The sequence below is a fragment of the Leucobacter shiyiweii genome (assembly GCF_052446065.1).
Lineage (GTDB): Bacteria > Actinomycetota > Actinomycetes > Actinomycetales > Microbacteriaceae > Leucobacter.
In genome coordinates, this window is sequence record NZ_CM127080.1 from 2,485,710 (window position 1) to 2,512,266 (window position 26,557).

The 26,557-nt window shown below is 65.1% G+C and carries 26 protein-coding genes; 12 read left to right on the top strand and 14 right to left on the bottom strand.

The window, feature by feature from the left end:
• Positions 1-35 precede the first annotated feature (35 nt).
• Together ACTNFJ_RS11545 and ACTNFJ_RS11550 are read right to left on the bottom strand one after the other, a co-directional pair.
• Positions 36-1,313 carry a molybdopterin molybdotransferase MoeA gene (locus ACTNFJ_RS11545; protein WP_435906417.1) on the bottom strand — a complete coding sequence of 426 codons (1,278 nt, stop codon included), beginning with the start codon at positions 1,311-1,313 and terminating at the stop codon, positions 36-38.
• A gap of 2 nt (positions 1,314-1,315) precedes the next feature.
• Positions 1,316-1,567, bottom strand: coding sequence for a MoaD/ThiS family protein (locus ACTNFJ_RS11550; protein ID WP_435906418.1), 252 nt, complete (start codon positions 1,565-1,567; stop codon positions 1,316-1,318).
• A gap of 50 nt (positions 1,568-1,617) precedes the next feature.
• Between ACTNFJ_RS11550 and ACTNFJ_RS11555 the strand changes: the two genes are divergently transcribed.
• Together ACTNFJ_RS11555 and ACTNFJ_RS11560 are read left to right on the top strand one after the other, a co-directional pair.
• On the top strand, positions 1,618-2,415 hold the full coding sequence (locus ACTNFJ_RS11555) for a HesA/MoeB/ThiF family protein (RefSeq protein ID WP_435906419.1): 798 nt from the start codon (positions 1,618-1,620) through the stop codon (positions 2,413-2,415).
• Positions 2,408-2,836, top strand: coding sequence for a molybdenum cofactor biosynthesis protein MoaE (locus tag ACTNFJ_RS11560; RefSeq protein ID WP_435906420.1), 429 nt, complete (start codon positions 2,408-2,410; stop codon positions 2,834-2,836). Before ACTNFJ_RS11555 ends, ACTNFJ_RS11560 begins: the two co-directional genes overlap by 8 nt.
• A 2-nt stretch (positions 2,837-2,838) precedes the next feature.
• Here ACTNFJ_RS11560 and moaA read toward each other — a convergent pair whose 3' ends face one another.
• The 5 genes from moaA to fdhD are packed head-to-tail and all read right to left on the bottom strand — an operon-like array spanning position 2,839 to position 8,803.
• Positions 2,839-3,882, bottom strand: coding sequence for a GTP 3',8-cyclase MoaA (moaA, locus tag ACTNFJ_RS11565; protein WP_435906421.1), 1,044 nt, complete (start codon positions 3,880-3,882; stop codon positions 2,839-2,841).
• A 37-nt stretch (positions 3,883-3,919) separates the two neighbouring features.
• Positions 3,920-4,732: an ABC transporter permease gene (locus ACTNFJ_RS11570; RefSeq protein ID WP_435906422.1), complete on the bottom strand. Its 813-nt coding sequence runs from the start codon at positions 4,730-4,732 to the stop codon at positions 3,920-3,922.
• Positions 4,729-5,538 (bottom strand): molybdate ABC transporter substrate-binding protein, encoded by an 810-nt coding sequence (modA, locus tag ACTNFJ_RS11575; protein ID WP_435906423.1) that lies wholly within the window; start codon positions 5,536-5,538, stop codon positions 4,729-4,731. The genes ACTNFJ_RS11570 and modA overlap by 4 nt, the downstream gene beginning before the upstream one ends.
• Positions 5,539-5,542: 4 nt before the next feature.
• Positions 5,543-7,867: an FdhF/YdeP family oxidoreductase gene (locus ACTNFJ_RS11580; protein WP_435906424.1), complete on the bottom strand. Its 2,325-nt coding sequence runs from the start codon at positions 7,865-7,867 to the stop codon at positions 5,543-5,545.
• 21 nt (positions 7,868-7,888) lie between these two features.
• A complete protein-coding gene (fdhD, locus tag ACTNFJ_RS11585) occupies positions 7,889-8,803 on the bottom strand; it encodes a formate dehydrogenase accessory sulfurtransferase FdhD (protein WP_435906425.1) in 915 nt (304 codons plus the stop codon).
• Between the two features lie 70 nt (positions 8,804-8,873).
• On the opposite strand from fdhD, the gene ACTNFJ_RS11590 reads away from it, so the two are divergent.
• Together ACTNFJ_RS11590 and ACTNFJ_RS11595 are read left to right on the top strand one after the other, a co-directional pair.
• Positions 8,874-10,115, top strand: a complete 1,242-nt coding sequence (locus ACTNFJ_RS11590; RefSeq protein ID WP_435906426.1) for a molybdopterin molybdotransferase MoeA — start codon at positions 8,874-8,876, stop codon at positions 10,113-10,115.
• A complete protein-coding gene (locus tag ACTNFJ_RS11595) occupies positions 10,109-10,972 on the top strand; it encodes an NTP transferase domain-containing protein (protein ID WP_435906427.1) in 864 nt (287 codons plus the stop codon). The genes ACTNFJ_RS11590 and ACTNFJ_RS11595 overlap by 7 nt, the downstream gene beginning before the upstream one ends.
• A 4-nt stretch (positions 10,973-10,976) precedes the next feature.
• On the opposite strand, the gene ACTNFJ_RS11600 is transcribed toward ACTNFJ_RS11595, so the two are convergent.
• Together ACTNFJ_RS11600 and ACTNFJ_RS11605 are read right to left on the bottom strand one after the other, a co-directional pair.
• On the bottom strand, positions 10,977-11,183 hold the full coding sequence (locus ACTNFJ_RS11600) for a hypothetical protein (protein WP_435906428.1): 207 nt from the start codon (positions 11,181-11,183) through the stop codon (positions 10,977-10,979).
• Between the two features lie 189 nt (positions 11,184-11,372).
• Positions 11,373-12,047, bottom strand: coding sequence for an alpha-ketoglutarate-dependent dioxygenase AlkB family protein (locus tag ACTNFJ_RS11605; protein WP_435906429.1), 675 nt, complete (start codon positions 12,045-12,047; stop codon positions 11,373-11,375).
• 162 nt (positions 12,048-12,209) lie between these two features.
• On the opposite strand from ACTNFJ_RS11605, the gene ACTNFJ_RS11610 reads away from it, so the two are divergent.
• The 6 genes from ACTNFJ_RS11610 (at position 12,210) to ACTNFJ_RS11635 (ending at position 17,332) form a co-directional block, all read left to right on the top strand.
• Positions 12,210-12,536 (top strand): hypothetical protein, encoded by a 327-nt coding sequence (locus ACTNFJ_RS11610; RefSeq protein ID WP_435906430.1) that lies wholly within the window; start codon positions 12,210-12,212, stop codon positions 12,534-12,536.
• Positions 12,533-13,042 (top strand): acyl-CoA dehydrogenase family protein, encoded by a 510-nt coding sequence (locus ACTNFJ_RS11615; protein WP_435906431.1) that lies wholly within the window; start codon positions 12,533-12,535, stop codon positions 13,040-13,042. The genes ACTNFJ_RS11610 and ACTNFJ_RS11615 overlap by 4 nt, the downstream gene beginning before the upstream one ends.
• Positions 13,036-14,331, top strand: a complete 1,296-nt coding sequence (locus tag ACTNFJ_RS11620; RefSeq protein ID WP_435906432.1) for a PIG-L family deacetylase — start codon at positions 13,036-13,038, stop codon at positions 14,329-14,331. Before ACTNFJ_RS11615 ends, ACTNFJ_RS11620 begins: the two co-directional genes overlap by 7 nt.
• On the top strand, positions 14,328-15,023 hold the full coding sequence (locus tag ACTNFJ_RS11625; protein ID WP_435906433.1) for a glycosyltransferase family 2 protein: 696 nt from the start codon (positions 14,328-14,330) through the stop codon (positions 15,021-15,023). Before ACTNFJ_RS11620 ends, ACTNFJ_RS11625 begins: the two co-directional genes overlap by 4 nt.
• A 101-nt stretch (positions 15,024-15,124) precedes the next feature.
• Positions 15,125-16,267: a glutathione S-transferase family protein gene (locus ACTNFJ_RS11630; protein WP_435906434.1), complete on the top strand. Its 1,143-nt coding sequence runs from the start codon at positions 15,125-15,127 to the stop codon at positions 16,265-16,267.
• Between the two features lie 15 nt (positions 16,268-16,282).
• Positions 16,283-17,332: a glycosyltransferase family 4 protein gene (locus ACTNFJ_RS11635; protein ID WP_435906435.1), complete on the top strand. Its 1,050-nt coding sequence runs from the start codon at positions 16,283-16,285 to the stop codon at positions 17,330-17,332.
• 60 nt (positions 17,333-17,392) lie between these two features.
• On the opposite strand, the gene ACTNFJ_RS11640 is transcribed toward ACTNFJ_RS11635, so the two are convergent.
• The 5 genes from ACTNFJ_RS11640 to ACTNFJ_RS11660 all read right to left on the bottom strand — a co-directional run bounded on the left by ACTNFJ_RS11640 (position 17,393) and on the right by ACTNFJ_RS11660 (position 23,308).
• Positions 17,393-19,045: an ABC transporter permease gene (locus ACTNFJ_RS11640; RefSeq protein ID WP_435906436.1), complete on the bottom strand. Its 1,653-nt coding sequence runs from the start codon at positions 19,043-19,045 to the stop codon at positions 17,393-17,395.
• A 3-nt stretch (positions 19,046-19,048) separates the two neighbouring features.
• Positions 19,049-19,933, bottom strand: coding sequence for an ABC transporter ATP-binding protein (locus ACTNFJ_RS11645; RefSeq protein ID WP_435906437.1), 885 nt, complete (start codon positions 19,931-19,933; stop codon positions 19,049-19,051).
• Positions 19,930-20,970 (bottom strand): ABC transporter substrate-binding protein, encoded by a 1,041-nt coding sequence (locus ACTNFJ_RS11650; RefSeq protein WP_435906438.1) that lies wholly within the window; start codon positions 20,968-20,970, stop codon positions 19,930-19,932. The genes ACTNFJ_RS11645 and ACTNFJ_RS11650 overlap by 4 nt, the downstream gene beginning before the upstream one ends.
• A 71-nt stretch (positions 20,971-21,041) precedes the next feature.
• Positions 21,042-22,289: a methyltransferase gene (locus tag ACTNFJ_RS11655; protein ID WP_435906439.1), complete on the bottom strand. Its 1,248-nt coding sequence runs from the start codon at positions 22,287-22,289 to the stop codon at positions 21,042-21,044.
• A 131-nt stretch (positions 22,290-22,420) separates the two neighbouring features.
• On the bottom strand, positions 22,421-23,308 hold the full coding sequence (locus ACTNFJ_RS11660) for a LysR family transcriptional regulator (RefSeq protein WP_435906440.1): 888 nt from the start codon (positions 23,306-23,308) through the stop codon (positions 22,421-22,423).
• Positions 23,309-23,419: 111 nt separating this feature from the next.
• On the opposite strand from ACTNFJ_RS11660, the gene ACTNFJ_RS11665 reads away from it, so the two are divergent.
• Positions 23,420-24,742 carry an MFS transporter gene (locus ACTNFJ_RS11665; RefSeq protein ID WP_435906441.1) on the top strand — a complete coding sequence of 441 codons (1,323 nt, stop codon included), beginning with the start codon at positions 23,420-23,422 and terminating at the stop codon, positions 24,740-24,742.
• Between the two features lie 80 nt (positions 24,743-24,822).
• Positions 24,823-26,475: an amidohydrolase gene (locus tag ACTNFJ_RS11670; protein ID WP_435906442.1), complete on the top strand. Its 1,653-nt coding sequence runs from the start codon at positions 24,823-24,825 to the stop codon at positions 26,473-26,475.
• Positions 26,476-26,557: the final 82 nt, after the last annotated feature.

Sequence of the window (26,557 nt, forward strand, 5' to 3'; positions counted from 1 at the left end):
CGTCGGCGCGCAGGTGAGTGAGCGAGGCGGGGGTGTCAGACACTGAGTCTCCAGACTTCGATGGGGGTGTCGGCGGGCAGATGACTGACACCCAACGGAACGTGGGCGAGCACCTCCGCCTCGGCAAGATCTGCAAGTAGGTGAGATCCCGGGGCGCCCAGGTGTACCCGGCCATCGGCATCGAGGCGGCCGCGCCGCACCTGATGCTTGTGCACGGGCGAGTCGATGGCGTGCGCGAGCGGCAGGTGCGCGACCGGGAGGGCAGCGGGCTGTCCCGCGTATCGACGCAGGTGCGGCAGGAGAAAGAGCTCGAGCGAGAGCGCCGAACTGACCGGATTTCCGGGAAAGCACAGCACGGGAATCTGCGCGCCGTCGAGCAAAAGTGTGCCCCACCCCTGCGGCCCGCCCGGTTGTAAGGCGATGCTCGCGAACGTCACCCCGAGCGGATCGAGCGCCTCCCGCACCACCTCGAAGGCGCCCGCGCTGATGCCACCCGAGGTCACCACCAGGTCGTGCCTGCCGGCATGCTTCCGCAGCACAGCCAGCAGGCGACTCGGCTGGTCTGGCACCCGCTCGGTGGTGACCAGAGCCTCCACCTCGCGCAGCGCCGCCGCGAGCAACGGTGTGCTGGCATCGGTGATTCGGCCGGGGGCGAGCGACTCGCCGGGCGGCGTGAGCTCGTCGCCTGTGGTGATGAGCAACACCCGAAGCCGGGGGCGCACCGGCACTGCCGCGATGCCAGCGGCAGCGAGCAGACCGATGCGGGCGGGGGTGATCCGCACTCCCGCCCGCAGCACGATCGACCCCGACCGCAGGTCCTCGCCCTGATGGCGGATGAACTGACCCGTCGGTGGTGCAGCGGCGAAACTTACACTGGCAGGTCGCGCGTCAGTGCCGCGCAGTGCGCCGAAGCGAGGCGGATCCGCCTGCTCGATCGGGATCACCGCGTCGGCGCCAAGCGGGATCGGTGCCCCCGTCATCACGGGCATGGCGAAACCAGGCGGATGAGCCGCGGGTGGGTCGCCTGCCGCAGTGACCGCGCCGATGAGTAGGCGGGTGGATCCCGCAGCTCCAGTCTGGGACTGGACGCGCTCGGGGCTGTGCGCGAAATCTGCCGTTCGCACCGCGTACCCGTCCATTTGGGAGTTTTCGAACGGGGGCAGGTCGGTCGCAGAGGTGAGTTCCGCGGCACTCACCCGACCCACCAGAAAGGGGTCGTCGATGGGGAGGAGCTCAGAACGGGTGCCGAGGACCGCAAGTATCGGTTCGAGCAGCGAATCTAGGTCGCGCTGATGTTCGGCAAGTGTGCGCACGCTCAGCCGCCGGCAAACGCAGGGAGCACATCGATGGTGCTGCCTGTGAGCGGAGTGGTGCCGTCTCGTTGCACCCTGCCATCGACCAGAAACGACCCAGATTGCAGCACTCGAAACATGGGGCGACCGTAGCGCTCGGTCAACCGGTCTCGCAGCTCGCCCACCGTACTTCCGTCGGGAAGCTCCCATGTTTCGGCCTCGCAGAGCGCGGCATCGGCCGCGGCAGCGAAGTAGCGAACAGTGAAGTGAGGCATGCCCTCATGGTACTGGAGGGCACCGGCGGAGCGGCTCATAGACTGGTCGTATGTACTCCCAAAAAGCGGTGCGGCCGGGCCCGTTGGTTGCACCCGTGAACGGCCCGCGCCCCTTTGACTCGGCTCGGGTCGCCCGTCAACTGGTGCTGCCTGAATTTGGTGAGGAAGCGCAGCGGCGCGTGGCAGGTGCGCGAGTGCTGATTGTCGGCGCGGGTGGCCTGGGGTGCACGACCGCACCGCTGTTGGCGGGCGCCGGAGTGGGCACGATCGGACTCGTTGACGACGACGTGGTCGAGCTTTCCAATCTGCATCGTCAGGTGGCCCACCGCACCGCGACGGTCGGGCGACCCAAGGTCGATTCGCTTGCCGAGGCGCTTGAGGCGCTGAACCCAGACGTCCGGGTCAACCGACACCAGCTTCGCCTCACCGCGGAGAACGCTGCAGAACTCTTCGCTGAGTACGACCTCGTGATCGACGGCAGCGACAACTTCGACACCCGCTACCTCACCGACGACGCGGCACGTTCGCACGATATGCCCGCGGTGTGGGGCGCGATTCAGCAGTATTCGGGTCAACTCAGTGTGGCCTGGCACCGCTACGGTGCGGGGTACCGAGATGTGTTTCCTGAACCACCGGTCGCGGGGATCGACTGCGCCCAGGGTGGAGTATTGCCGAGCCTCTGCGGAACCATCGGGTCGCTGCTCGCCACCGAGGCGCTGAAGCTCATCACGGGCCTCGGCGATCCGCTGATCGGGCGAGTGCTGATCTACGAAGCGCTGCATGCTCGGATGCAGGAGGTTCAGGTGTTGCCTCAAGAGACTGGCGAGCGGGAGGTTACCCATGCCTGACGCGGGGATCCCGACGGTATACGCCCACGTGATCGATGCTCCGCTCGATGAAGCGGCGGTGCGCGCAGCAGTTGAACACCCGGAATCTGGGGCCGTCTTGGTGTTTCACGGTGTCGTGCGTAATCACGATCAGGGTCGGGGAGTACGTCAGCTTGAGTACCAAGCGCACCCCGAGGCGGAACGTCTGCTTGCCGAGTGCGTCGCGGCGGAGCAGGAGCGCACCGGTGTGCGACTCGCGGCCGCGCACCGATTCGGTACCCTCGGAATTGGCGATGTGGCGCTGGCCGCCGCCGCCGCTTCGCCGCACCGGGCGGCGGCGTTCGGCGCCCTCGAGGCGCTGATCCACCGCATTAAAACCGAGGTGCCCATATGGAAGCGGCAGTCGTTCGACGACGGGCTGAGCGAATGGGTGGGTATGTAGGGCTATCCGCCGATGTACGACATCTCGATCCGGGGCCGTTTCGATGCGTTGATAGTGGATCGGAGCTCCGAGTATCGGTCAGCTCGCCGCCCCCAGATGCCGGCAAGTGCCGCGCGAACCGCATCGTCGCCTGCGGACTCGCGAAGGATGGCCCGTAGATCCACTCCCTCGGTAGCAAAAAGACAGGTGAAGAGTTTGCCTTCTGCTGAGAGCCTGGCCCGCGAACAGGTACCGCAGAAGGCCTGAGAGACACTCGAAATGACACCGATCTCTCCGGCGCCGTCGACATAGCGCCAGCGCGATGCCGTCTCGCCCTCACGGGTCGGCGCGCTCGGTTCGAGGGGGTAGACGGCTGAGATTTGGCGCACGATCTCGGCGGAGGGCACCACAGCATCGAGATTCCACCCATTGGTGTTCCCGACATCCATGAACTCGATGAATCGCAGGATCTGACCCGTTCCGCGGAAATGCTCTGCAAGCGAAATGACCTCATCATCATTCACGCCTCGGGTGATGACCGTGTTCACCTTGATCGGGCCAAGCCCGGCGTCCGCCGCCGCGGTAATGCCGTCGAGCACCGCCGAGAGCGAAATACGCACGTCGGCGATCCGTTGAAAGCGCTCCGGGTCGAGTGAGTCGAGCGAGACGCTCACGCGGGTGAGCCCCGCATCCTTGAGCGACTGGGCCTTCAGGCGCAGCGCGGTACCGTTGGTGGTAAGCGCGAGATCGAGCGGTCTCCCGTCCGGCGTGCGCAAGCGCGCCAACCGGGCGATCAGGTCTTCGATACCCGGGCGCAGCAGAGGTTCACCCCCGGTAAGCCTGATCTTGTCGACGCCCAGCGAGACAGCGGCTCTGGCAACCCGCATAATCTCGTCGAAGCTCAGCAGGGCGGACCTCGAGAGGAACGCATAGTCGGCGCCGAAGACATCGCGCGGCATACAGTAGACGCAGCGAAAGTTGCAGCGATCGGTGACAGAGATGCGCAGGTCGTGCAGGGGCCTGTTGCGGGCATCGCGCACACCGGGCACTCCCAGTTGTTCACGCATCACGACCCCCTTGAGCGTCTCACCCTAACACCGGAACTCACGAGAGTCTCGCAGTGCGTGCGCCCAGCAGCACGAGCACCGTGACCGATGTGACGATGAGCACGAGGGAGAGGGCGAGTGCAACATCTTGCGCGACGCCGGCCCCGTTGAAGGCGCTGTAGATAGCGAGGGGAATAGTGCGCGTCGACCCCGCCACGTTGCCCGCGAATAGAGCGGTGGCGCCGAATTCCCCTAACGCGCGAGTGAAGCTGAGGATCACGCCGGCGATGAGTCCGGGTGCGATGATCGGCAGGGTGATGCGAAACAGCACGACGATGGGCGACGCGCCGAGGGTCGCGGCAGCCTCCTCCGTGGCCGGATCGAGCGCGCGCAGCGATCCTTCAACCGAGATGACCAGAAACGGCAGCGCCACGAACACCTGAGCCAGCACGACGGCCACGGTGGTGAACGGCAGGCGAATGCCGATTTCGGCGAGGGCATCACCGATGGGTCCGCCCGTGCCGAAGAGCGTGAGGAGTGCCAGACCGCCGACGAGTGGCGGCAGAACGAGGGGCAGCGTGACGAGGCCGCGCAGGATGCCAGACAGCATCCCCGAGGTGCGCGCAATCACAACGGCGAGAGGCACGCCGAGCGCAACGCAGCACAGGGTTGCGAGCGCGGCGGTCGCGAGGGAGAGGCCAAGTGCGCTCGCGGTTTCGGGAGCCAGCAGGGTCTCGGGAAGCGCCTGCCAGTTGATACGCAGGAGGAGCGCAAGGATAGGAAGAATGAGGACTGCGGCACCGAAGAGGGCAGGAGCCACGAGGGCTGCGGGGATACCTCGGGGGTCGATGACCCGTCTGCGCGGATTCATGCCGCACCGAATTTGTGGGTACGCAGCAATGCCTGCGCGTCAGCAGAGAGCAGGAAGCCCGCGAAGGCTCTGGACGCCGCGATATCGCGGGCATCCCTCAGCACTCCCACCTGGTACACCGTGGCCGCGTCCTCCGCGTCGGGAATCGGCACACCGTCGACGGCATCACTCGCGTACAGCACGTCCGTGCGGTAGACGATGCCTGCGTCAGCGTACCCATCGACTACCCGACGCAGCACCGCGGTAACGTTCTGTTCTTCGCTGGCGGCGCGCAGCGTCACGCGATCGCGGTCAAGCAACTGGCGTGCTGCAGCCCCGCACGGCACCTGCTCGGCGCACATGACCACGACAGGCAGTTCCCCATTCTCTGCGGGAGCGACGAGGTCGCGCAGCGTAGTGATGCTGAGCGGGTTGCCCGGTGCCACCGCGACCTCAAGGGAGTTGGCGGCGAAAGAACGTGCGGGAGCGTCGAGGATGCCTGCGTCGGTGACCTGCTGCATGGTGTGCTGATCCGCCGCGAGAAACACGTCGAACGGTGCCCCCGCGACAATCTGCGTTGCGAGCAAGGCCGACCCGTCAAACGTGGGCGTCGCGATCGAATACTCATCATGTTCGCGTTCGAAGGCGGCGGCGAGCTCGGCAAGTACGGGTTCGAGGGACGCCGCCGCGGCGATGCGGATCGCCGTGCTGCTCGTGGGCTCGACGGCCTCGGGAGCCGCGCCACCAGCAGCGCACCCCGTGGCGGCCAGCGTAAGCCCCAGGGCACACACCCTCAACGCGCGTGACCAGCGGAGCCGGGTCTTCACCGCGCTAGTGGGTGGCCGGTCGGCCCACGCCCACCGGAGTGTCTGAGGCTTCAAGGCGGATCACGACCGCTTTCGACACGGGAGTGTTGCTCTCGAGCGCGGTGCTGTCGAGCGGCACGAGCACATTAGCCTCGGGAAAGTAGGCCGCCGCGCAGCCGCGAGCGGTGGGGAACGCAACGGTGCGGAAGCCCCGCAGCACCCGGTCCGGCTCGTCTTTCCACTCGCTGAAGATATCGACCGTCTGCCCGTCTTCGAGGCCGAGCTCGGCGAGATCATCGGGATGCACGAATATCACTGAGCGCCCCTTCTTGATCCCGCGATACCGGTCGTTCAGGCTGTAGATAGTCGTGTTGAACTGGTCGTGCGAGCGCAGCGTCTGCAAGAGCAGCCGCCCAGGCGGGCAGGCGACCGGCTCAAGCTCGTTCACAGTGATGCGGGCCTTGCCCGTCGCCGTGTCGAATCGGCGCTCATCGCGCGGGCCGTTGGGCAGCACGAAGCCGTCGCGCCTGCGAGTTTTCTCGTTGAAGTTTTCGCAACCGGGAACCACGCGAGAGATGTGATCCCGAATCGTGTCGTAGTTGTCGATCATGCCGAGCCAGTCGATCCCGTGCCGATCGCCGAGCGTGGCATGAGCCATACCGGCGACGACCGCGATTTCGGAGCGCACGTTCGGCCCGATCGGCGGGATCTGCCCGTGAGAGGCGTGCACCGCGCACACCGAGTCTTCGACGGTAATGTACTGGGGGCCAGAGCGCTGCAGGTCGACCTCGGTACGCCCGAGCACCGGCAAAATGAGGGCCTCCTCGCCCGTGACCACGTGCGAGCGGTTGAGTTTCGTCGAGAACTGCACGCTGAGCCGCGCCTTGCGCATGGCGGCCTCGGCGAGGTTAGTGTCGGAGATGGCCCCGATCAGGTTGCCGCCGAGACCCACCCACACCTTGATCTGGCCCGCGTTCAGGGCGCGGATCCCGTCAACGGCATCGACGCCGTGCTTGCGGGGAGGATCAAAGCCGAACTCGGTGCCGAGCGCGTCGAGGAACGAGTCGGGCATCTTTTCCCACACCCCCATGGTGCGGTCCCCTTGCACATTGCTATGCCCGCGCACGGGGGATGCGCCGGCTCCGGGCTTGCCGATGTTGCCGCGCAGCAGCAACAGGTTCATGATCTCCTTGATGGTGTCGACCCCGCGGCGGTGCTGGGTGATGCCCATCGCCCACGCGATGATGACGCGGTCGGAGCTCATATACCGTTCGGCGAGCTCGTCGATCTGGGCTTCCGTGAGGCCGGTGGCCTGCTCGACCTCGCGATCGTCGACCTGGGAGATGTGCGCAGCGAAGGCCTCGAACCCGTCGCAGTGCTGCGCGATGAAGTCGTGATCGAGCACCTGACCCGGCCGATCCGCCTCGGCGGCGAGCACGCGCTTCGAGATCGCCTGCAGCAGCGCCATGTCTCCGCCGAGCCGGATCTGCAGGTACTGATCGGCGATAGCCGTGGGCTTCCCGACGTATCCGCGCAGTTTTTGCGGGTCTTTGTAGCCAATGAGACCCGCCTCCGGCAGCGGATTCACGGCGACGATCTTGGCGCCGTTTTCCTTGGCCTCCTGCAGCGCGGTGAGCATGCGGGGGTGATTGGTGCCCGGGTTTTGGCCCATGATGATGATGAGGTCGGACTCGAGGAAGTCGCTGTATGCGACGGTCGACTTGCCGATGCCGACGCTGTATTGCATCGCGCTCCCGGTGGATTCGTGGCACATGTTCGAGCAGTCGGGCAGGTTGTTGGTGCCGAGCACGCGTGCGAAAAGTTGGTAGAGGAACGCTGCCTCGTTTGACGCGCGGCCGCTCGTGTAAAACGCCGCCTCGTCGGGGTGGGCAAGGCCGTTCAGGCGGTCGGCGATGATGCGAAACGCGCTCTCCCAGTCGATGGGCTCGTAGTGGTCCGAGCCGGCTGGCTTATAGACGGGCTCGGTGATGCGCCCCTGCATTCCGAGCCAGTATTCGGTCTTGTCTTCGAGCGAGGTGAGCGAGTTCTCGGCCCAGAACTCCCGCGAGATCTTCAGGGGCGTTGCCTCCCAGGTCACCGCTTTCGCGCCGTTCTCGCAGAACTCGGCGAGCTTGCGGTGGTCTGGGTCGGGCCACGCGCAACTCATGCAATCGAAGCCATCTTTGTGGTTGATCTTGCTCATCAGTTTGAGCGTGCGGCCTACGCCCATGTTGGTGAGCGCGGGCTTCATCGAGTGGAACACACCGCCCATACCCGCGGCATACTGCTTGGGCTCAGTGACTTCCATCTCGGCGTCCGAGAAGTCCTCGTGCGGTGCGTTTGGGGTCATGTCGTTCAGCCTTCCTGGCGGCTACGGGGATGTCTGCGCTGACGGATGAATCTGTGCTGACGAGGGTACCTGAGAGTTGTGTGAATCGGTGGGTGCAGGTGCGACGCCGTGAATGATCCGGTCGGGGCGACTGTAGGCGACCATCGAGTTTCCGCGGAGGAACCCCACGAGAGTGATTCCCGCTTCCTCGGCGAGGTCGACGGCCAGCGAAGAGGGCGCGGAGACGGCGGTGAGCATCGGAATGCCGGCCATCATCGCCTTCTGCGTGAGCTCGAAGCTCGCACGCCCCGAAACCATCAGCACGCACGAACGCGCGGGGATCCGCCCGTTCTCAAGTGCCCACCCCACGACCTTGTCGACGGCATTGTGCCGACCGACGTCTTCGCGCAGCACGAGCATTTTGCCGGTCACACCGTCGAAGAGCGCGGCAGCGTGAAGGCCACCGGTGCGATCGAAAATGGCTTGTTGCGCGCGCAACGCCTCGGGAAACTCGGCGATGCGAGAGCTGTCGATCATGAGTGGATCGTCGTCGACCGCGAAGTGCGACTGCGTGCGCACCGCGTCAATACTGGCCTTGCCACAGATGCCGCAGGAGCTGGTGGTGTAAAACGATCGTTCGAGGCTGGGGTCTGGGGGCGCGACTCCCGGGGCGAGTCCGACGTCGAGCACGTTGAAGGTGTTGCCCTCGTCGGCCGTCGCTCCCGCGCAATATCGTGCGGTTGCATAGTGCTCGCGATGGTGGATCACGCCTTCGGATACCAGAAACCCTGCCGCGAGCTCGAAGTCGCTGCCCGGGGTGCGCATCGTGATCGCCAACGGGCGGCCGTGCACCCGGATCTCCAGCGGCTCTTCGACGGCGAGCGAATCAGGCGCGATGCGGGCCGGTTCTCCGATCGTGAGACGGGTGACGCGGCGACGCGCGGCGATACGGGACATGGTACTTGGATAGCATCGATCACGGGGCGAGGCAAACGGACCCGCTCGTGACCGGACGAGGAGCGCGATCGTGAGAAGCGTGGCGGAACACCTCGAGTGGATCCTGGCGCGAACGGAGCTATTGTCGGTTCGCGAGCTTCCGCTCGCTGAAGCACATGGGCTGACGCTCGCAGAAGCGGTGACCGCGCGTCACGATTTGCCCCTGTGGGATTCGTCAGCAATGGATGGCTATGCGGTTCGCGCCGCCGATGTGTCGGGCGCTATGGTCGAGCGGCCGGTGCCGCTGCGCGTTGTCGCCGAGGTTGCGGCGGGCAGCTCCGAGAACCCGAGTCTTCAGCCGGGCGAAGCTGCCCGCATCATGACCGGGGCGCCAGTGCCGAGCGACGCCGACGCCGTGGTGCCCGTGGAGATCACCCTGGGTGACGAAGCCGGGAATCCATGGGCGCGAACCGAGGTGCGCGTGGTGCGTGCCGTGCACGTTGGTGCGAACGTGCGTCAGCGCGGTGAGGATCGCAAGATGGGCGACCCAATGGCCGAGGACGGTGTCGAACTGGGGCCACTGCGGCTCTCTGCGCTCGCCGCAGCAGGGATCGACCGGGTGCTCGTCCGCCCGCGCCCGCGGGTGGCGGTGATTGTGACAGGGTCGGAACTTGTACCACCGGGTCAGGCGCCGCGGCGCGGTGAGATTCCGGAGTCGAACTCGCTCTTGCTAGGGGGCCTGCTGCGCGAGCTCGGCATCGTGCCGGAAGAAGTTCGCGTGAGTCGCGACACTGTGGAGGGACTGCGGCGAACCCTGGACGAGCTCGGGGAGCGGGTCGACGTGATCCTCACCACCGGCGGCATTGGGCCGGGCCTCCACGACGTGGTGCGGATGGCTATGGAGAATGAACCCGAGATCGCAGCGGTTCGCGTGGCGGTGAAACCCGGGCAACCGCAGTGCGCGGGGCGCCTCCGCTCCGGCGCCTGGCTCTTTGCCCTGCCCGGCAACCCGGTCAGTGCGGCCGTAGGTTTCGAACTCTTCGTGCGCCCGGCGTTGCTCGCTGCCCAGGGGCGCCGATCGACCGCGCGCTTGCGTCTTCCCGCCACCGCGGCAGTCGGGTGGCGCGGCGCCGAAGGGCGGGCGCAGGTGCTGCCGGTGAGCCTGCGTCTCGCCGAGAACGGGCTGGTGTGCGAGCCGACGGTCAGCCCGCGCGCGGTGTCACACGCGGTCGGTGGGCAGGGTGCGGCTGCGGGGTTCGCCTGGGTGCCTGAGCACGTAGGAGACGTAGACGAGGGCGACTCCGTCGAGGTCTGGAGGCTGGGGTCGTGGTAATTCTCGCACCCGACGCGATCATCCTGGCAGGCGGTCGCGGGTCGCGCCTTGGCGGGGTCGATAAGGCCGAGCTGGTGGTGCGCGGCGAGCGGCTCGTGGATCGGGTGGTCGCCGCCGCCCGCGAAGCCGGCGTCGGTCAGATCATCGTGGTGAGCCCCGAGCGCTCCGGGCTCGACGGCTGCACGCTTGTCACAGAGTCGCCCCGCCTCGGTGGGCCGCTCGTCGCGCTTTCCGCAGGAGTTCATCCGACCACGGCCGGCTCCGTGCTGCTGCTTTCCTGCGACCTGGTGAACCCGGCAGAGGTGGTGGAACGACTCCTCGCGGAGGAGTGGCCGCCCGCCGGCGCGCAGGCGATCGTGTTGCGCGACCCCAATGGTCGCGAGCAGTGGCTCGCGGGCCGGTACGAGACGAACGCGCTCCGGGCGGGAATCTGCGCTGCCGAAGAAGCCGGCGAGCTGGTCGGCCGCCCGCTTCGTCATGCATTTCGGGCGATTACGGTGCGATGTGTAGACGCCCCGGCTGATGTCGTCGCCGACATCGACACCCCCGAAGATTTTGCCCGCACGATGACCGAGGAGACGTCTATGTCAAACCCCACGCACTTGCCGCCCGAGGCACTCGAGGCCTGGCTACGCGCGGCAGCGGAGGAACTGGGCCTTGACCCAGCCGAGATCTCTATCGGCACGGTGCTCGATCTGGCGCGCGACGTGGCGCACGGGGTGGCGCGACCCGCGGCGCCACTGACGACCTTCCTGCTGGGCCTCGCCTACGGCCGCGCGGAATCAGGGGAAAGTCTCGAGTATCTGGCAGCGGCGCTGACTCGTCGCGCTGCCGACTGGGGTGACGCGGCGAACTGATCCACTACGGTTTCTCGCCCAGCACCAGGCGCACCCCCGCCCGGGTAATGACTTCGAGTGCGAGTTTCATGAGGAGCGCAGTCAGGAGCGTCAGAGCGAACGACTCGGAGATCACCTTGGGAAAGAACTGCACGAAGAGGCCGAGCACTACGAGATAGGCCAGCACATCGGCGAAGTCAACTGCGCGAATGAAATATCGGCGTTGAGCCATCGGACCTCCTCGCGGTCGCCTCGGCAACATTGCGAGTCATCGTACTCGCTCACCCACCAGGTCACAGCCCTCCGGGCGTTCCTCAGCGATCTCTCCGGCAAGATCGTGACTGGCGATCTGCTCGCGTACGGCGTCAGCCTCGCCGTGTGTGGGGCCGCTACATCTGAGCGCAAGGGCGGGGAGCAGGTTTTAACTATCGGCGAGCCCGGTCATCCGCAGGGTGATGTTGATGCGACCGGATTCCAGCCCACAACCCGGAGGTGCGGTGCCCGGATAGACCTGGGGCACACCGTGATACGCGAGCCTGGATGGACCCCCAAACACGAACAAATCACCCGAACCGAGATCAAGGTCTTGGTACGGTCTGTTGCGAGTCTGCGTGTTTCCGAAGCGAAACCGGCAGGTGTCACCAATTGAGAGCGACACTACCGGCGCGAGTGATCGCTCGTCTTTGTCTTGATGCATGCCCATCTTCGCCGCACCTGAGTAGTAGTTCACCAGCGCGGTATCGGGTGTGTACTCGGCAACTGCGGCCGTCTCCCCTTCCGCCGCTACAAGCGCCCGACGACCAAGCTTCACCATCCAATCTGGCAGGTCGAGCACGCGATTCCCGTTGACATCTACGGCCTCGCGGGAGTAGGCATAGGGTCGCCAGTGCCAGCCCAGACACACGGTCTTCACGCTCATCTCATGGCCGCGCACCCGTGCCGCGCGGAGGGGCACTGGCCCCTGCGTCCACTCGTGAAACCGGTCGACTATCCAGCGTTGCTGGTTCAGGGTGAGCCATCTTGGTACATAGTTTGCCCCTGCGGGTAACTGCACCGCGGGGCGAGGGAGCAACTCATCACCGAAGAGTTCGCTCATACGACGCGCCTTTCTCATGCTCGGGTTGGCGACAAGGATTGGCCTGGAGGCCTGGATGAACCTCGGTGGCGAAGGATCCAAACTCCACCCCATGCCTACATGATGCGAGCGGGGCGACGCAAGCGGTAGACCCGGGGAGGAGAGATGAGCTCTACTGGCACTATGAGTTTGATCTGGAGTGGCGCGGTCACCTTCGGCCCGGTCGATGTGCCCGTTAGTCCTGCAGGGGAATCCGGAGACCACCTCGCGCCTGTGGGCGGGGAGCACGCGGAAAATTCTGGGTCTTCCAGACTGGCTTTCGAGGCTGCGTTTGGCAGCCTCGGTGATGCCAGCGACTTTGGCACCACCGGGAGTGACACGGTGGCGGCCGCGCTGCAATTTGCCCGCGACCTCGGGGCACGCAGGCTGGTGAATCGCGCCTCTTCTCGGTCGACCTCTCTGATCCGGGCGTGCACGTGGAGAACGGCACCTGGCACGCTCGTGGCTTGACCGAGATTCCGAGTGGACCGGTTACCTTCGTGCGAGTCGCGGCAGAACCCGTTGGGGGGCCAGAGTGGTACCTCACCCGTCCGGGGTTCTCCTGGGGCGGTATCGGAGTGGCTGCGTGCTGGTTCGGGGGTGCCGTTGGCGTCGCGCGCACCGTGTTTGCGGCGGCCCGGCGCGCACCGTCTCCTCACGTGCTCGCGCATCTCGGGGCCATGGACACGCTGCTCCATGCCTCTCGCATCGCGCTCGCGGATGCCGCACACCAGGTGGACGCACGCGCGAGCGGCGGCAGGTTACTCGCAAAACGCGTTCGAGGTATCGTCGCGCTAACGTGCGAAGAGGTCCTTGCCCGAGCCGGCCGAGCCCTCGGCCCGGGCCCGCTGGCGATCGACGCGACCCATGCCAAGCGGGTCGCCGACCTGCAGTTGTACCTCCGCCAGCACCACGCCGAGCGCGACGAGGAGTCCCTGGGCGCCCTCCTCGCTCGGAAGGAGGGCGCGCCGTGGTGACCTTTGACGCGGCAGAGGCCGGGACGCCGGCGCGTGAATGGAGTGTGGATCCGCGGTTGCACAGTCGCCCCGCACTTCGCATTGCGGCCTTCGACGAACTCGTGGTGATCGCGGCGCATCCCGACGATGAGACCCTCGGGGCTGGTGGGCTGATCGCGATGTGCCACGATTTGGAGGTTCCCGTTCGGGTCCTGTGCGTCACTGATGGCGCCGCCTCTCACCCCACAGAACCGAGGCTCGCGGAGGCGAGAGCTGCGGAGCTTGCGTCGGCGATCCACCAGCTTGCACCCGGTTCGACCTTGGAGATGCTTGGCTTCCCCGATGGGAAGACCGATCAGTATCGAGACGACATCCGCACGGAACTGGCGGGACGCCTGCGAGATGTGTCGCCCCGGTCGGCGATCGCGGCGCCGTGGCGAGGAGACGGGCACCGGGATCATCGTGTCGTCGGAGAGGTGGCTGCAGAATTGGTCGGCGACCGGACGTTACTGGAATACCCCATCTGGATGTGGCACTGGGCAACACCCGATCACGATGACCTGCCGTGGGAGCGAATGCGAGCGCTCGATATTGACGTAAAGACCAAGTCAAGGGCCATCGAGAGCTTTGCCTCTCAGATCACCGGAACGCAACCGATTCTGCGACCCGACTTTCTCGAGCATTTCGCCCGCGGCCAGGAGTTTTTTATGACCGGCGATCACACCCCTGACCGCGAATACTTCGACGCACTCTATGAGAAGTCGGAAGACCCCTGGCGGTTTCGCACCCGCTGGTACGAGGAGCGCAAGCGGCGCATCACGATTGCGGTTCTGCCAGAGGAGCGGTTCGAGCGCGGGTTGGAGGTGGGATGTTCCATCGGGGTGCTCACGGAGTTGCTTGCCCCGCGCTGCGAAAGCCTGCTCGCACTCGATATTTCCGCAAGGGCCGCCGAACAGGCCCGAGAGCTGGGGCTGTCGGGGGCGGAAATCCGCGTGCAGGACGTTGTGAAGGAGTTTCCCGGGGGCGAGTTCGACCTGATTGTGCTCTCTGAGGTCGGCTACTACTGGAACGCCGAAGACCTGCGAGCCACGACGAAGAAGATGTTTGAGAGCCTGACGCCCGAGGGCGTGCTGATTGCGTGCCACTGGCGGCATCCGGTCGATGACTACCCGTTGAGCGGTGATCAGGTACACGCCGCGATTGCAGAACTCGAATGGACGCGTCTCGCCCATCATCTCGAGGAGGACTTTGTCCTAGAGGTATTCAGTAAGGACCCGCGGTCTTTGGCACAACGAGAGGGCCTGGCATGATCCGCCATATTGCTGTTCTGATTCCGGCCCGCGACGAGCAGGATCGCGTAGAACGCTGCCTCAGTTCGGTCTTGGCCGCGAAGCGCGCGTGCCCGGTGCCCGTATCGATCACGCTCGTGGCCGACGGGTGCCGCGATGGCACCGCCGCTCGCGCGCTAAAGTGCGGGGGCGTCGACGTGCTTGAGGTTGATTGCTCGAACGTTGGTGCTGCCCGAGGTATCGCCGCGCGGCACGCCCTTCTCGGAGTGAAACTGCCTACGGAAGAAGTCTGGTTGGCAAACACAGACGCGGATTCGGTCGTCCCGGAGAACTGGTTCACCGTTCAGCTCGGGTTCGCAGAAGCGGGCTATGACGTCGTCGTGGGAACGGTGCGCCCTGATCCGGCGGAATACCCGGAATACCTCCAGCGGGAATGGGAGCGGACGCACGTGAAGGGGCGGCCGAACGGCCACATTCACGGGGCCAACCTGGGCATTCGCGCGTCGGCCTACCTCGAAGTCGGGGGCTACCGGGCCCTGCCCGAGCATGAAGATGTCGACCTCGCTGCCCGGCTCAGCCACCACCCACGTGCGGCGAGCGATGAGGCGGAGGTGATCACCTCCGCGCGCCTCGACGGTCGTACGCCAGGGGGGTACGCGGGCTATCTCAGAGGCCTCGTCGGTCGCGTGCGGGAGAGGCATGTGGATGCCTGACGCGCGCGAAGCGTGCCACGAAGCGCTGATCCACTGCGTGCTGGGTGTACCGTCGTAGACTCGAGGGCCAGGGCACACCTTATCCAGGCGGGGGCTGACACATGGCGAGCACGGCAAACACCAGCGCGACAAACGAGGCGAGCGAAGAGTTCTCGACCAAGGGTGCGTACGTGAAAAGCGGGGCCGAGTTTGACCGCGACACGAATTACATTGAGGATCGCATCGTTGCCGATCCCGATGCCGTTCGCGCGCTTGCCGAGCCCCCGAAGTCGAAGGTCGGCTCGCTCGGGTACGGACTGAGTAAGGGTGCCGAGGCGTGGCCGGTCGAGCCGGGTCGGTATCGGCTCATCGCGGCAAACGCCTGCCCCTGGGCCAACCGTACGGTCATCGTGCGGCGGCTGCTGGGCCTCGAAGAGGTCATCTCGCTCGGACGTCCCGGCCCTGTGCACGACGTGCGATCCTGGACTTTCGACCTTGATTCCGGTCACCGCGACCCCGTGCTCGGCACCGAACGACTGCAAGAGAACTACTTCGCCCGCTTCCCGGGTTATCCGCGTGGCATTACGGTGCCGGCGCTGGTCGATATTCCTACTGGCGGAGTCGTCACAAACAACTACCCGCAGATAACGCTCGATTTTTCGACCGAGTGGCGAGAGTTCCACCGCGAGGGTGCGCCAAATCTGCTGCCCGAAGAGGAGCTCGACGAGATGTGGCCCATCATCGAACGCGTCTTCACGGAAGTAAACAATGGAGTGTACCGGTGCGGATTCGCCGGTTCGCAGGAGGCCTATGATGCCGCGTATGACCGCCTGTGGTCGGCTCTCGATTGGCTCGAGGATCGCCTCGCCACACGGCGCTTTCTCATGGGTGGCAGCATCACCGAGGCCGACGTGCGCCTCTTCACGACGCTCGTTCGCTTCGATCCCGTTTATCACGGGCACTTCAAGGCGAACCGCAATCGGCTCTCTGAAATGGAAAACCTCTGGGCCTACGCGCGAGAGCTCTTTCAGACACCGGGCTTCGGCGACACGATCGACTTTGTGCAGATCAAACAGCACTACTACATCACGCACACCGACATTAATCCGACTCAGATTGTGCCGGCCGGGCCAGATCTCGCGAGCTGGCTCGAACCTCATGGTCGAGAGAAACTGGGCGGAGAGCCGTTTGGCGACGGCACTCCGCCTGGCCCGGTGCGAGAGAACGAGCGGATCGCGGCTGGCCACAATCCGCTCGTCCGCTAAACAGAGTCTTTCGCCATGACGCATCGCATCGCATTCGTGCGCTGGCACAGCGATGTTCCGAGCGGCGGCAATAGGTACGACGACACACTGACCGGGTGCCTGCGGACGGCCGGCCTCGACGTGCGCGAGTATCCAGTCGCTGGATCCTGGCCGTTTCCCAGTGCTCACGATCGCGAGAGACTCCAAGATCTGATGGTCGGAGAGGCGGCGGCCGACGAACGGCACTGGCTCATCGACAATATTCTCGGTTCGGCGGCCCCCGAGACACTTCGCGCCGCTACCCAGAATGGTCGACGCATCACCATGCTCATGCACTACTTCGCAGCTGACGAACGTGGGGTCGCGTCAGCCCTTCGCCAGCAAGTCGCGACCGATGAGGCGGCGGCCGTTGCCGCAGCAAGCACCGTTATCGCCACCAGCGAGTGGACGGCGAACGAGGTGGCTCAACGGTACGGTCGCGGCGATGTGATCGTCGCCGTGCCGGGTGTCGATCCAGCACAGCTTTCGCCCGGCTCCCTGCGCAGCGGGAAGGCGCCCCATCTGCTGTGGTTGGGGCGAGTCACCCATACGAAGGATCCTGTCTCTCTCATCGAGGCGCTCGTATCCGTACGAGATCTCGACTGGACTGCGCAACTGGTGGGCCCGGACACAATCGATCCCGGCCTCAGTGAAGAAATTCGGGGGTGGATCGCCGAGCTCGGCCTCACCGACCGAGTCGAGGTGGCGGGCGCGCGCACGGGTACAGCGCTGGAATCGATCTGGAACCGGACCGACCTGCTGGTGCATACGGCACGCAGCGAGGCCTACGGAATGGTGGTCACCGAAGCCCTGGCCCGCGGCATTCCCTCGATCGTGCCAACGGGCACCGGTGCCGCCGAGGCGCAGCTCGGAGCGGGTGGGAAGTTTCCGCCCGGCGACCCCAGTGCGCTCGCGCGAGAGATCCGCACCTGGTGCACGGATTCTCCGATGCAGGAGCGTTGGCGCCGTGAGGCCCTCACCCGTCGGGAGGCACTCCCCACCTGGCACGGCACCGCACAAATCGTGGCAGCGGCCCTCGAGCGCTGATATTGGCGGATCAGCCTGCCGTCGCGCAGAAGCTTGCGTTCGTGGGGGAGACCGCTGTGCTCACCAGCGCATCTGCTCGGGCGCGAGCACGGCGAGAACGCGGGCTTCGATCCACTCTATAATCATGTAAGCGACTAGCGAGAGCAGCGTGACGACGACCACTGTGGCCCATAGCGACGTGTATTGGCTGGTGGCCGCATCGACCGCCATCAGGTTGCCCAGCCCACTCCCCGTTGCCAACCACTCGGCGACGGTCGCAGCGAGTACCGCCGTTGGGGCAGCGATGCGGGCCGCGGCAAAGAACGCCGGCGCCATCGCGGGGAGACGCCCGAGCAGCAGCACCCGGGTGGGGGGCGTCGCGTAGGTCTGGAAGACGTCGGCGACCTGGCCGGGGAGCTGGCGCAGCCCGTACAGGCACGACACCAGCGTCGGGAAGAACGTCATGATGGCGACCACCGCCGCGGTTCCGAAAGCTCCGCGTCCGAGCGCAGCGACGAGTAATGGGGCCAGGCCGATAATGGGCACACAGCGCAGGGCGACCGCCACTGGTGTGAGTGCAAAACTCACTCTGGCAGAGAGCGTGAACGTCGCCGCGAGCAGCACTCCCAATAAGAGCCCGGAGAAGTATCCGGGCACCGTCACCGCCGCCGTCTGCCCGAGTGCTTCGAACAGCACAGCGCGATGCTCCGCCGCGGTCGGTGAAGAGACGAGCCACTCCCACACATCCCATGGACGCTTAGCGAAGAAGGGATTCAGTCTGAACGCCTCGAAGAGCGCGACCCACAGCGCCAAGACGATGGCCACCGTCGCCGCTGATCCTCCGACGCTTCGCAGGAGGCGCTGCCGGGCAGACGTCATCGTGCCGCCTGCTGGGGGAGTGAGCAGCACCGTGGGCTGCTCAGTGGTCACACGACGCGCGAGGAGGGAGATAAGCCCGTAGCCGAGGAGGGATACCACCGTGCTGAGGAACATCAACGCCCACAAACCATCCGTGTCGAGGCTGCGCATCGCGAGGATCGAGAGCACTCCCAGGCCCCGCTCGGCGCCGGTGAATTCGCCAACGAGGGCCCCCAGGAAGGCCGCGGGCACCGAAACCTGCAGCCCCGCCATCAGATACGGCAGCGCTGCACGCGCGCGCACCGTGACAAGCGTCGTCCAGCGACCCCGCCCATACGTGGCCGTCAGCTCCAGCCATGTGCGCGGCATCGCACGGAATCCCACGAGCAGCGGCACCAGGGTGAGGTAGAAGACCGCCAAAGCCGCCAGGGTGATCTGCGGCCCATCACCTGGGCCATAGGTGAGTCGCAGCAGCGGACCCAGCGCGACCAGTGGAAGGCAATAGACCACGAGCGCAATCCGCAATACCAATCGCTCGAGGCCCGGGAGCAGCACCACCACCACAGCAAGGACCACCGCAGCCAGATTGCCGAGCAGGTAGCCGGCGATCGCTTCGATGGTGGTAAAACCCAGGCCGCGACTGTACACGCCAGCATTTTCGATGAGCTTGGTGACGATGCCCGAAGGCACCCCGATGAGATAGCTGCCAGCCAGGAGCGTGCGCCCGATCAGCTCCCATAGCCCAATCACGAGCAGCCATCCGGCGGCGACGCGCAGCACCGTCGCGCTGCGGCTTCGAGGGCGGCTGCGACTGGGTGCCGCGGATGAATCCGTGGTGGATCCCGGCTCCACGCTCGGCAATTCCTTCACGACCATGGGCTAGACCTGGGCGGTGTGGGCGTTGCTGCTGCCGGGGTCGCGGGCGTCGATCTGGTTGACTTCGTGGGGCTCGCCTGCGCCGACCTCGACCGGGCGTGAATCCTCGATACCGAGCAGACGGCCAATCTGACTGACGAGTGACTCGAAGACATGGCTGTGCAGGTGTTCCATCCGGCGCGGGCGCTCGAGATCAACCCTGAGGTCGGCGATCACACGACCAGGCCTTTGCGACATCACGAGCACGCGATCCGCCAGCAGGACCGCCTCAGTGATGGAGTGCGTCACCAGAAGTGTGGTGGTGCCGGTGCCCGACCAAAGCGGCGGAAGCTCAATGTTGAGCCGACGACGGGTGAGTTCGTCGACGGCACCAAACGGCTCGTCGAGAAGCAGAAGCCCCGGTTCCGTGATAAGACATCGCGCGATCGCCGCGCGTTGACGCATGCCGCCGGATAGCTGCGATGGCCGAGCGTCTTCGAAGCCTGCGAGCCCTACGGTGGTCAGAAGCGCGGCAATTCGATCGTGATCCACTGGTTGTCTTGCCAGTTTCTGCGCAAGCGCCACGTTTTGTGCCGTCGTTCGCCAGGGCAATAGTGACGCATCCTGGAATGCGATCGCGAGCTCACCGCGTGCCCGCACCGTCTTCGGATCGTCGCTCCCGATGCTGACCGAGCCGCCCGGGTCTGGCTGCTCGAGCCCCGCGATGATGCGTAGCAGGGTCGACTTGCCACAACCGGAGGGCCCAACCAGGGCGGTTACAGAACCGGCTTCGAGGGTGAGATCGAGTGGCTCGAGCACGTTGAGCGGCCCCTCCGCTCCCGCGAAAGTCTTGGCGACGTTCGCGCAAACGATCTGAGGGGCGGCGCGTTCGCCGATCGCGATCGTCACGCGATTGGTCCGTCCCGATATACCTCTTCCAGCAGCGTGCGATCCCAGAGCTGTTCGGTGCCGCCGTCGATGCCGAGCAGCTCGAATAGCCCGAGGTTCTCCTGTATCTGCTCGTCGGTGAACCACCCGAAGCCGAACTCGTCGGTCGTCTCGGAGAACATGATGTCCAGCTGCACCTCTGCCTGCTCCTGCTGGGTCGCGAGATCGAGCCCCGCGTCGGGGAACATCTGCACGGTGAGATCGGCGGCAGCTTGCGGATCAGTCTGGTACAGCTGCCAGCCCTGCGCGTCGGCACGCAGCAACCGCACGAGCTGGTCGCGTGTCGCCTCGTCTTGCAGGCTGGAGCGCAGAACGGTGTAGGTCTGACTCATGGGGTTGTACCCGAAGTCCGCGAGCAGCATCGAGTATGCGTCGATGCCTTGCACCGCTAACGCGACCGGCAGATCGTTGTAGAAACAGTAAAGTCCATCCACTTGTCCCGCGGTCAGCACGGCTGGGTCGTACTGACTGGGAACAAATTCCACCTGCTCTGGAGATATCCCGTTGATCGACAGGAACGCGGTGAGGGCCGGATTGTTTGCGCTCGCGACCCCGATCTTCTTGCCCTGCAGGTCTTCCGGGCTGGTGATTGGTTCGCCCGCAAGAGACAGGATCGTGGCTGCGCTCTTCTGGTATTGAGCGCCCACGATGACGAGGTCTGCGCCCTCGGCGTTAGACCTGGCGACTCCGTCGGCGGCAGAGATGTTCACGAGCGCTGCGCCGCTCACCGTGCTGGCATCCCCAGCGACGTTGGGCCCGCCGGCAGCGAGGGTGACTTCGAGGCCCTGATCGCTGAAGAAACCGCGATCCTGTGCCAAATATGTGCCACCGAATTGCACTGAATGGGTCCATGAAAGCTGGTACGCGAGGGCCGACAGGCCACCGGGTTCAGTCGGTGTGGATCGGCTACAACCTGCCAGCGTGCCGAGGGCGAGGGCTCCGATGCCCGCCCCGAGACCGCTGAAAACCGTGCGACGTGTGATCTGTTGCGAGGACATAGAACCTCCGAAAGGGATGCCAGTTCGTGTGGTCGAATCGGGAACCCCTGCACCCCGATCTGAGACTCAGTCTAATCAGGGGCTTCAGCTGTGCCCGGGTGATTCAGGGCGGGCCGAAAAGTCGAAGGCGCGCTCGAGCTGGCCGATTGTTTCCTCTGCAGCCTCCAGAGCGAGGTGACCTCCCGCGAACGTGCAGCGTGGAGAATGTCGGAGCTGTCGTTCGCGCGGCCGTGGGTAGGTGTCGTGTCGAGCCGGTCGATCACGCGAAGCCCCGCAGCGTCAATTGCGTCGAGGAGCATCTGTCGGCTGCGCAGGCCCAGAAGTTCGGCAAGGTCGGAGATGACCAACCAGCCTTCCCCGTTCTCGCTGAGGTGGTGGGGGAGCCCGGCCAGGAATTGCAGCAGCATCTTGCTGCCGGGATCGTAAATGGCCGCATCGAGCGTGGTCGTGGCACTGCCGGGCAGCCAGGGAGGGTTGCAGACAATCAGTGGCGCCCTCCCCTCTGGGAACATGTCGGCCAGTTGCGCCTCGGCAGAATCCTCGATGCCCAGTCGGGCGAAGTTGTCGTTCGCGCAGTCCACCGCGCGCTGGTGAATGTCGGTGCCCACGACCTTCTCCACACCGCGGTGTGCGAGCACCGCGGCCAGCACCCCAGTGCCAGTGCCAATGTCGAACGCGAGGCGTCGATCGTGCAGAGGTGCCCCGGCAACGAGATCCACATATTCGTGCCGGGTGGGCATGAACGTTCCGTAGTGAGGATGGATCTTGGCGCCTAGAACGGGTACATCAACCCCGGTCAGAAACCACTGATAGGCGCTCAGTGCACCGGTCAGCTCCTGCAAGCTGACCACCGCTCGACCTGCGCCGAAACCGCGTTGCTGCCCGTACCCGAAATCCACCGCCGCACCGACTTTGGGAGCCCGTGGCAGGGGGAGCGTCGCAACCCCTGTCGCCTCGTCAAACGTGAGGGGCACCAGTATTAATGACATCATCCGAGACCGTTGGGCTCTGGCCTGGCGGATCCGGTAGAACTCATCAGCATCAGACGTGGCCGGCCGGGTCGCCGTTCCCCGTCCGCCTTTTGCCAAGCGTCGATCTATTGCGCTCAGTATCTGTTTTGCGTTGGGAAAGTCGCCGAGCCACAGCATTGCGGTGCCCTGGGCCGCATATCTGACCGCCTGCGCCGCGGTGAGGCGGTCGTCGACCACGACCAGGTCTTTGGGGGCTGGCCGGTCGTTTGTAGACCACCAAGTGGCGGTATGCCGCGCCCCGAGGTGCGTCCAGGTGACGGCCGCTGCAGTATCGGGTTCTGAAGACACTGACACTCACCTCGCTCAATAGCGGCGTTTCAACGGTTCGCCATGCCTCACGATTGCACCGGACCGTGCGGTAACCGACTGCCAGCTTACCGAGGGCACTCCCAGCGCGTCGGTTTGCTCGAACGGTCGGCTCACGCGGAGCCCTCGTGCCCCGTCACCGTCGGGAGCCAGGATTGGTAGTCATCAACCCAGCGTTCGATGGTGTCGGCGGCATAGTGAGTCGGATCCCACCCTGCGTAGAGCGAAATGCACAGTCGTGAACCGTCAAGGAGCACGGGGATCGCCTCAAGGCCAAACATCCCGGCTCCGGTGAGCACCGCCACTCCTCTCCCAGAGGCGGCATGCCCGAGTGCCATGGGAGCAGAGTTCATCTCGATGTGGGCGGCCAGCGGTATTTCCGCCTCGACTAGCGCTGAGTCGAACCGCATCCTGGCATTGTGGGATCGATCCATCAGGATCAGGGGATACGTCGTCAGCTCACGCATTTCGATACTCTGCGCGCGCACGAGCGGGTGTCCCGGCGGCACAAACGCCATCACATCAACCTCTATGAGGCGCCTTCCTGCCCATCCTGCAGGGGGTGGAATCGTTGACACGCCGATGTCGGCCCCCTGCCTCAACGCGGTGTCGAAGACGCGCGCGGGCGCACTGTCGATGACGTCGATCACCGGGTGGGCGGCTCCGCGTGCCGCAGTGAACGGTGCAAGCGTGTGCAACATTGTGGTGTGCTGGGCGACGACGGTGAACCTCAAATCCTGCACGTGACCAGGATCAACAAAGGCTCGTGCCGCTTCACTGCGCTGCACGATGTCGTTTGCCATTACCGCAAACCGCCGCCCGGCGTGGGTGAGCTTCAGGGCTCCGTGGCCCCGATCAAATAGCTGCACTCCGAGCTCGCGTTCAAGAGCGGCGAGTTGTCGCGAGACCGCTGGCTGTGAAACGCGCACGAGCTCGGCGCCTCCGGTAACGGTGCCAGCTTCGGCTGCAGCGAGAAAGTAGCGGATGACACGGAGTTCCACGGCATGCCTCCAAAGCATAGAAAGTGTACCTAAAGAGTATTGGACGGCATGATAAGTTTCCCCGAGTATTGATCACTGACACTTGACATCACGACTACAACGGAGCAGCACATGTCAGCGACCATCACCGCGCATCCGCGCGAAGCCCAAGCGAAGAAGGCTCGAATTGCAGCATTCCTCGGCACCACCGTCGAGTGGTACGACTTCTTCATCTACAGCACTGCGGCGGCACTCGCCTTCGGGCCGGTGTTTTTCCCCGAGGCGAGCACGGGCACCGCACTCTTGCTTTCCTTCGCGACCTTCTGGGCAGGCTTCCTCGCTCGCCCAATTGGCGGGATTGTCTTTGGTCATTTCGGCGACAAGATCGGTCGCAAGAACACCCTGGTTGCAACCCTTCTCATCATGGGTGTCGCGACCTTCTGTATCGGGATTCTGCCCGGCGCAGACACCATCGGCGTGATGGCACCCGTGCTCCTCGTTTTCTTCCGCGCCCTTCAGGGCTTCGCCGTCGGCGGCGAGTGGGGCGGCGCTGTGCTGCTTGCTTCGGAAGCGGGAACCAAGAGCACCGCGGTGCGCGGAGGCATGTGGGTGCAGCAGGGATCCCCTGCCGGAAACATCCTGGCGACCGCGGCATTCGCCCTTGCGGCACTCCTGCCGAGCGACCAGTTCATCGCCTGGGGATGGCGGGTGCCATTCCTCTTTTCGGCGGTGCTCGTCATCATCGGATTGGTCATTCGCGTGCGACTCGAAGAATCACCCGAGTTTGTCGAGACGAAAGCGCAGAAGCGTGAAGTTAAGGTGCCCATGGCGGAACTCATGAAGCACCACTGGAAAGCCGTGATCGCCGGAATCTTTGCCAGCGCCCTCGGCATCGGTATGGCCTACTTCATCAGCGCATTCATGTTGGCCTACGCCACGACCCAACTGGGAATTGAGCGGTCGGTGATGCTGAACGTCCTCCTCATTAACGCCATCGCGCAGTTCATTTGGCAGCCCGTGGCAGCACGCATTGCCGAAAAAATCGGCACCACCCGTTTTATGACCATCACGCTCGCAGCATCGGCCATGTTCGTGTTGCCGATGTTCTGGTTGGTAAACACCGCGAATATTTTCGCAATCGGCGCAGCGCTCATTCTCGCCACTGTGTTTGGCAGCGGCTACTACGCCGTGCTTGCCGGGTTCCTGGCGCAGGCCTTCCCCACTGAGGTGCGTTATACCGGTGTGTCATTTGCGTACCAGGCGTCGTCGACGCTGCTCGGCGGTACGACTCCGTTGCTCGCTCAGGCCTTCCTCAACAGCTCGGGGTGGCCGGGGGTCGCCGGATTCCAGGTCTTCATCATTGCAATCACCATTGGTGGCGTTGTTGCGCTTGCCTCGGTCACCGGGTTCTCCGCTGCACGCGAGCGCACGCAGCGTCTCGAAGACGCGGGGTAGTCGCGCGAGGGGGTGCGGGCACCGCACCCCCGGATCCACTATTCAGAGCACGTCAGCAATTCGCAACAGGAGAGCGGCCCATGCGTATCGACACCATTATTCATAACGCCCACATCACCACTGTGGATCCCCTTCGCCCAACGGCGGAACGAATCGGGGTGCTGGGAGGCCGGGTGGTCGGTCTCGACGAGGAGCTCGACGGTGTCGTCGCAGACACTGTTATCGATCTGGGCGGAGCGCCCGTCGTGCCGGGATTCAACGATGCTCACTTCCATTTCTCCATGGTGGGGATGGAAATGACGCAGCTTGATCTGTCACCTGACCGAGCGCCGACCCTCGACGCGCTCTACGGACTCGTCGAAAAGTTCGCGCGCACTCTCGGCGAGCACGAATGGGTGCTCGGGCACGGTTACGACCAGAACGTGCTTGGCGCGCACCCCGACCGCGAGGTGCTCGACCGGATCGCCGCCGGTCGCCCGGTGTACCTCGTACACAACTCCCATCACATGGCGGTGGCGAACACCGCAGCGTTTGCGCGCGCGGGGTACCAGCGGCCTGACGACCTGGTATCTCCCGCGGGAGGTGACGTTGTTCGGCGGGCTGACGGTAGCGTGAGCGGCCTGCTTCAGGAGCAGGCCATGACCCTCGTCTCGCACGTGCTGAAGCCGGTTCCGCAGGACAATATTGTCGCGGCCCTTGAAGCCGCGTCGCACTGGTGTCTCAGTCAGGGCATCACGAGCGCGACGGAGCCTGGCATTGGTGGGCAGATGATCGGCCATGGCCCGGCCGACCTTCGCGCCTTCCAGGCTGCGCGCGAGGGCGGCAAATTACGCACCCGCCTCACCGTAATGCCCTACATCGACGCGATGCACTCCCTCGGCGCCCTGGGCGGCGGGTTCGACGGCTGGGGTATCGATCTCGGGATTCGTTCGGGGCTCGGTGACGAGTGGCTGCGTTTGGGGCCGGTGAAGGTGATCAGCGACGGTTCGCTGATTGGCCGCACGGCGGCGATGTGTTGCGACTACAGCGATGACCCTGGCAATGCCGGCTTCTTGCAGTGGGAGCAAGATGAATTGCAGCGCATGCTTGTCGCGGCGCACGTGAACGGTTGGCAGATCGCGGCGCACGCGATCGGCGATCGCACGCTCGACGTGGTTCTCGACGGGTTCGCCGAGGGACAACGTCTCCTCCCTCGAGTTGACGCACGGCACAGAATCGAGCACGTTGCGATCGCGTCCGACGCCCAACTCGCACGCATCGCGGCCGGGGGTCACATTCCTGTTCCCCAAGGTCGATTTATCTCGGCACTCGGCGACGGGTTTGCTTCTGCGCTGGGCGAGGAACGACTCGATAAGGTCTACCGAATGCGGAGCTTCGTCGACGCGGGGGTCGAGCTGCCTGGATCAACCGATGCCCCAGTGGTGCCCGGAGAGGCAATCCTCAGCATTCACGACATGGTCAACCGTCGTTCCTCTTCTGGGCTGCCCATTGCCCTGCACGAAGCGCTGACTCCTGCGCAGGCACTCCGCGCCTATACCCACGGCTCGGCGTTTGCGGTGCACCAGGAGAACGAGAAGGGCATGCTGGCACGGGGAAAACTTGCCGATCTCGTTGTGCTGTCGGATCCTCTCGACGGGGTCGCCCCTGAGCGCATCCGTGACGTGCAGGTGCGAGCCACCATGGTGGGCGGCGATTTCCTGTACGACGCCGAGGGCGAACTCGCCCCTCGGTAAGCCCGGTGCGCCGCGTATCCCCCTGTCCTGGGCGGTCGTGGCCTTCAAGCGCTCACGTTGGTTGCGCACAGTCATCCGAAAT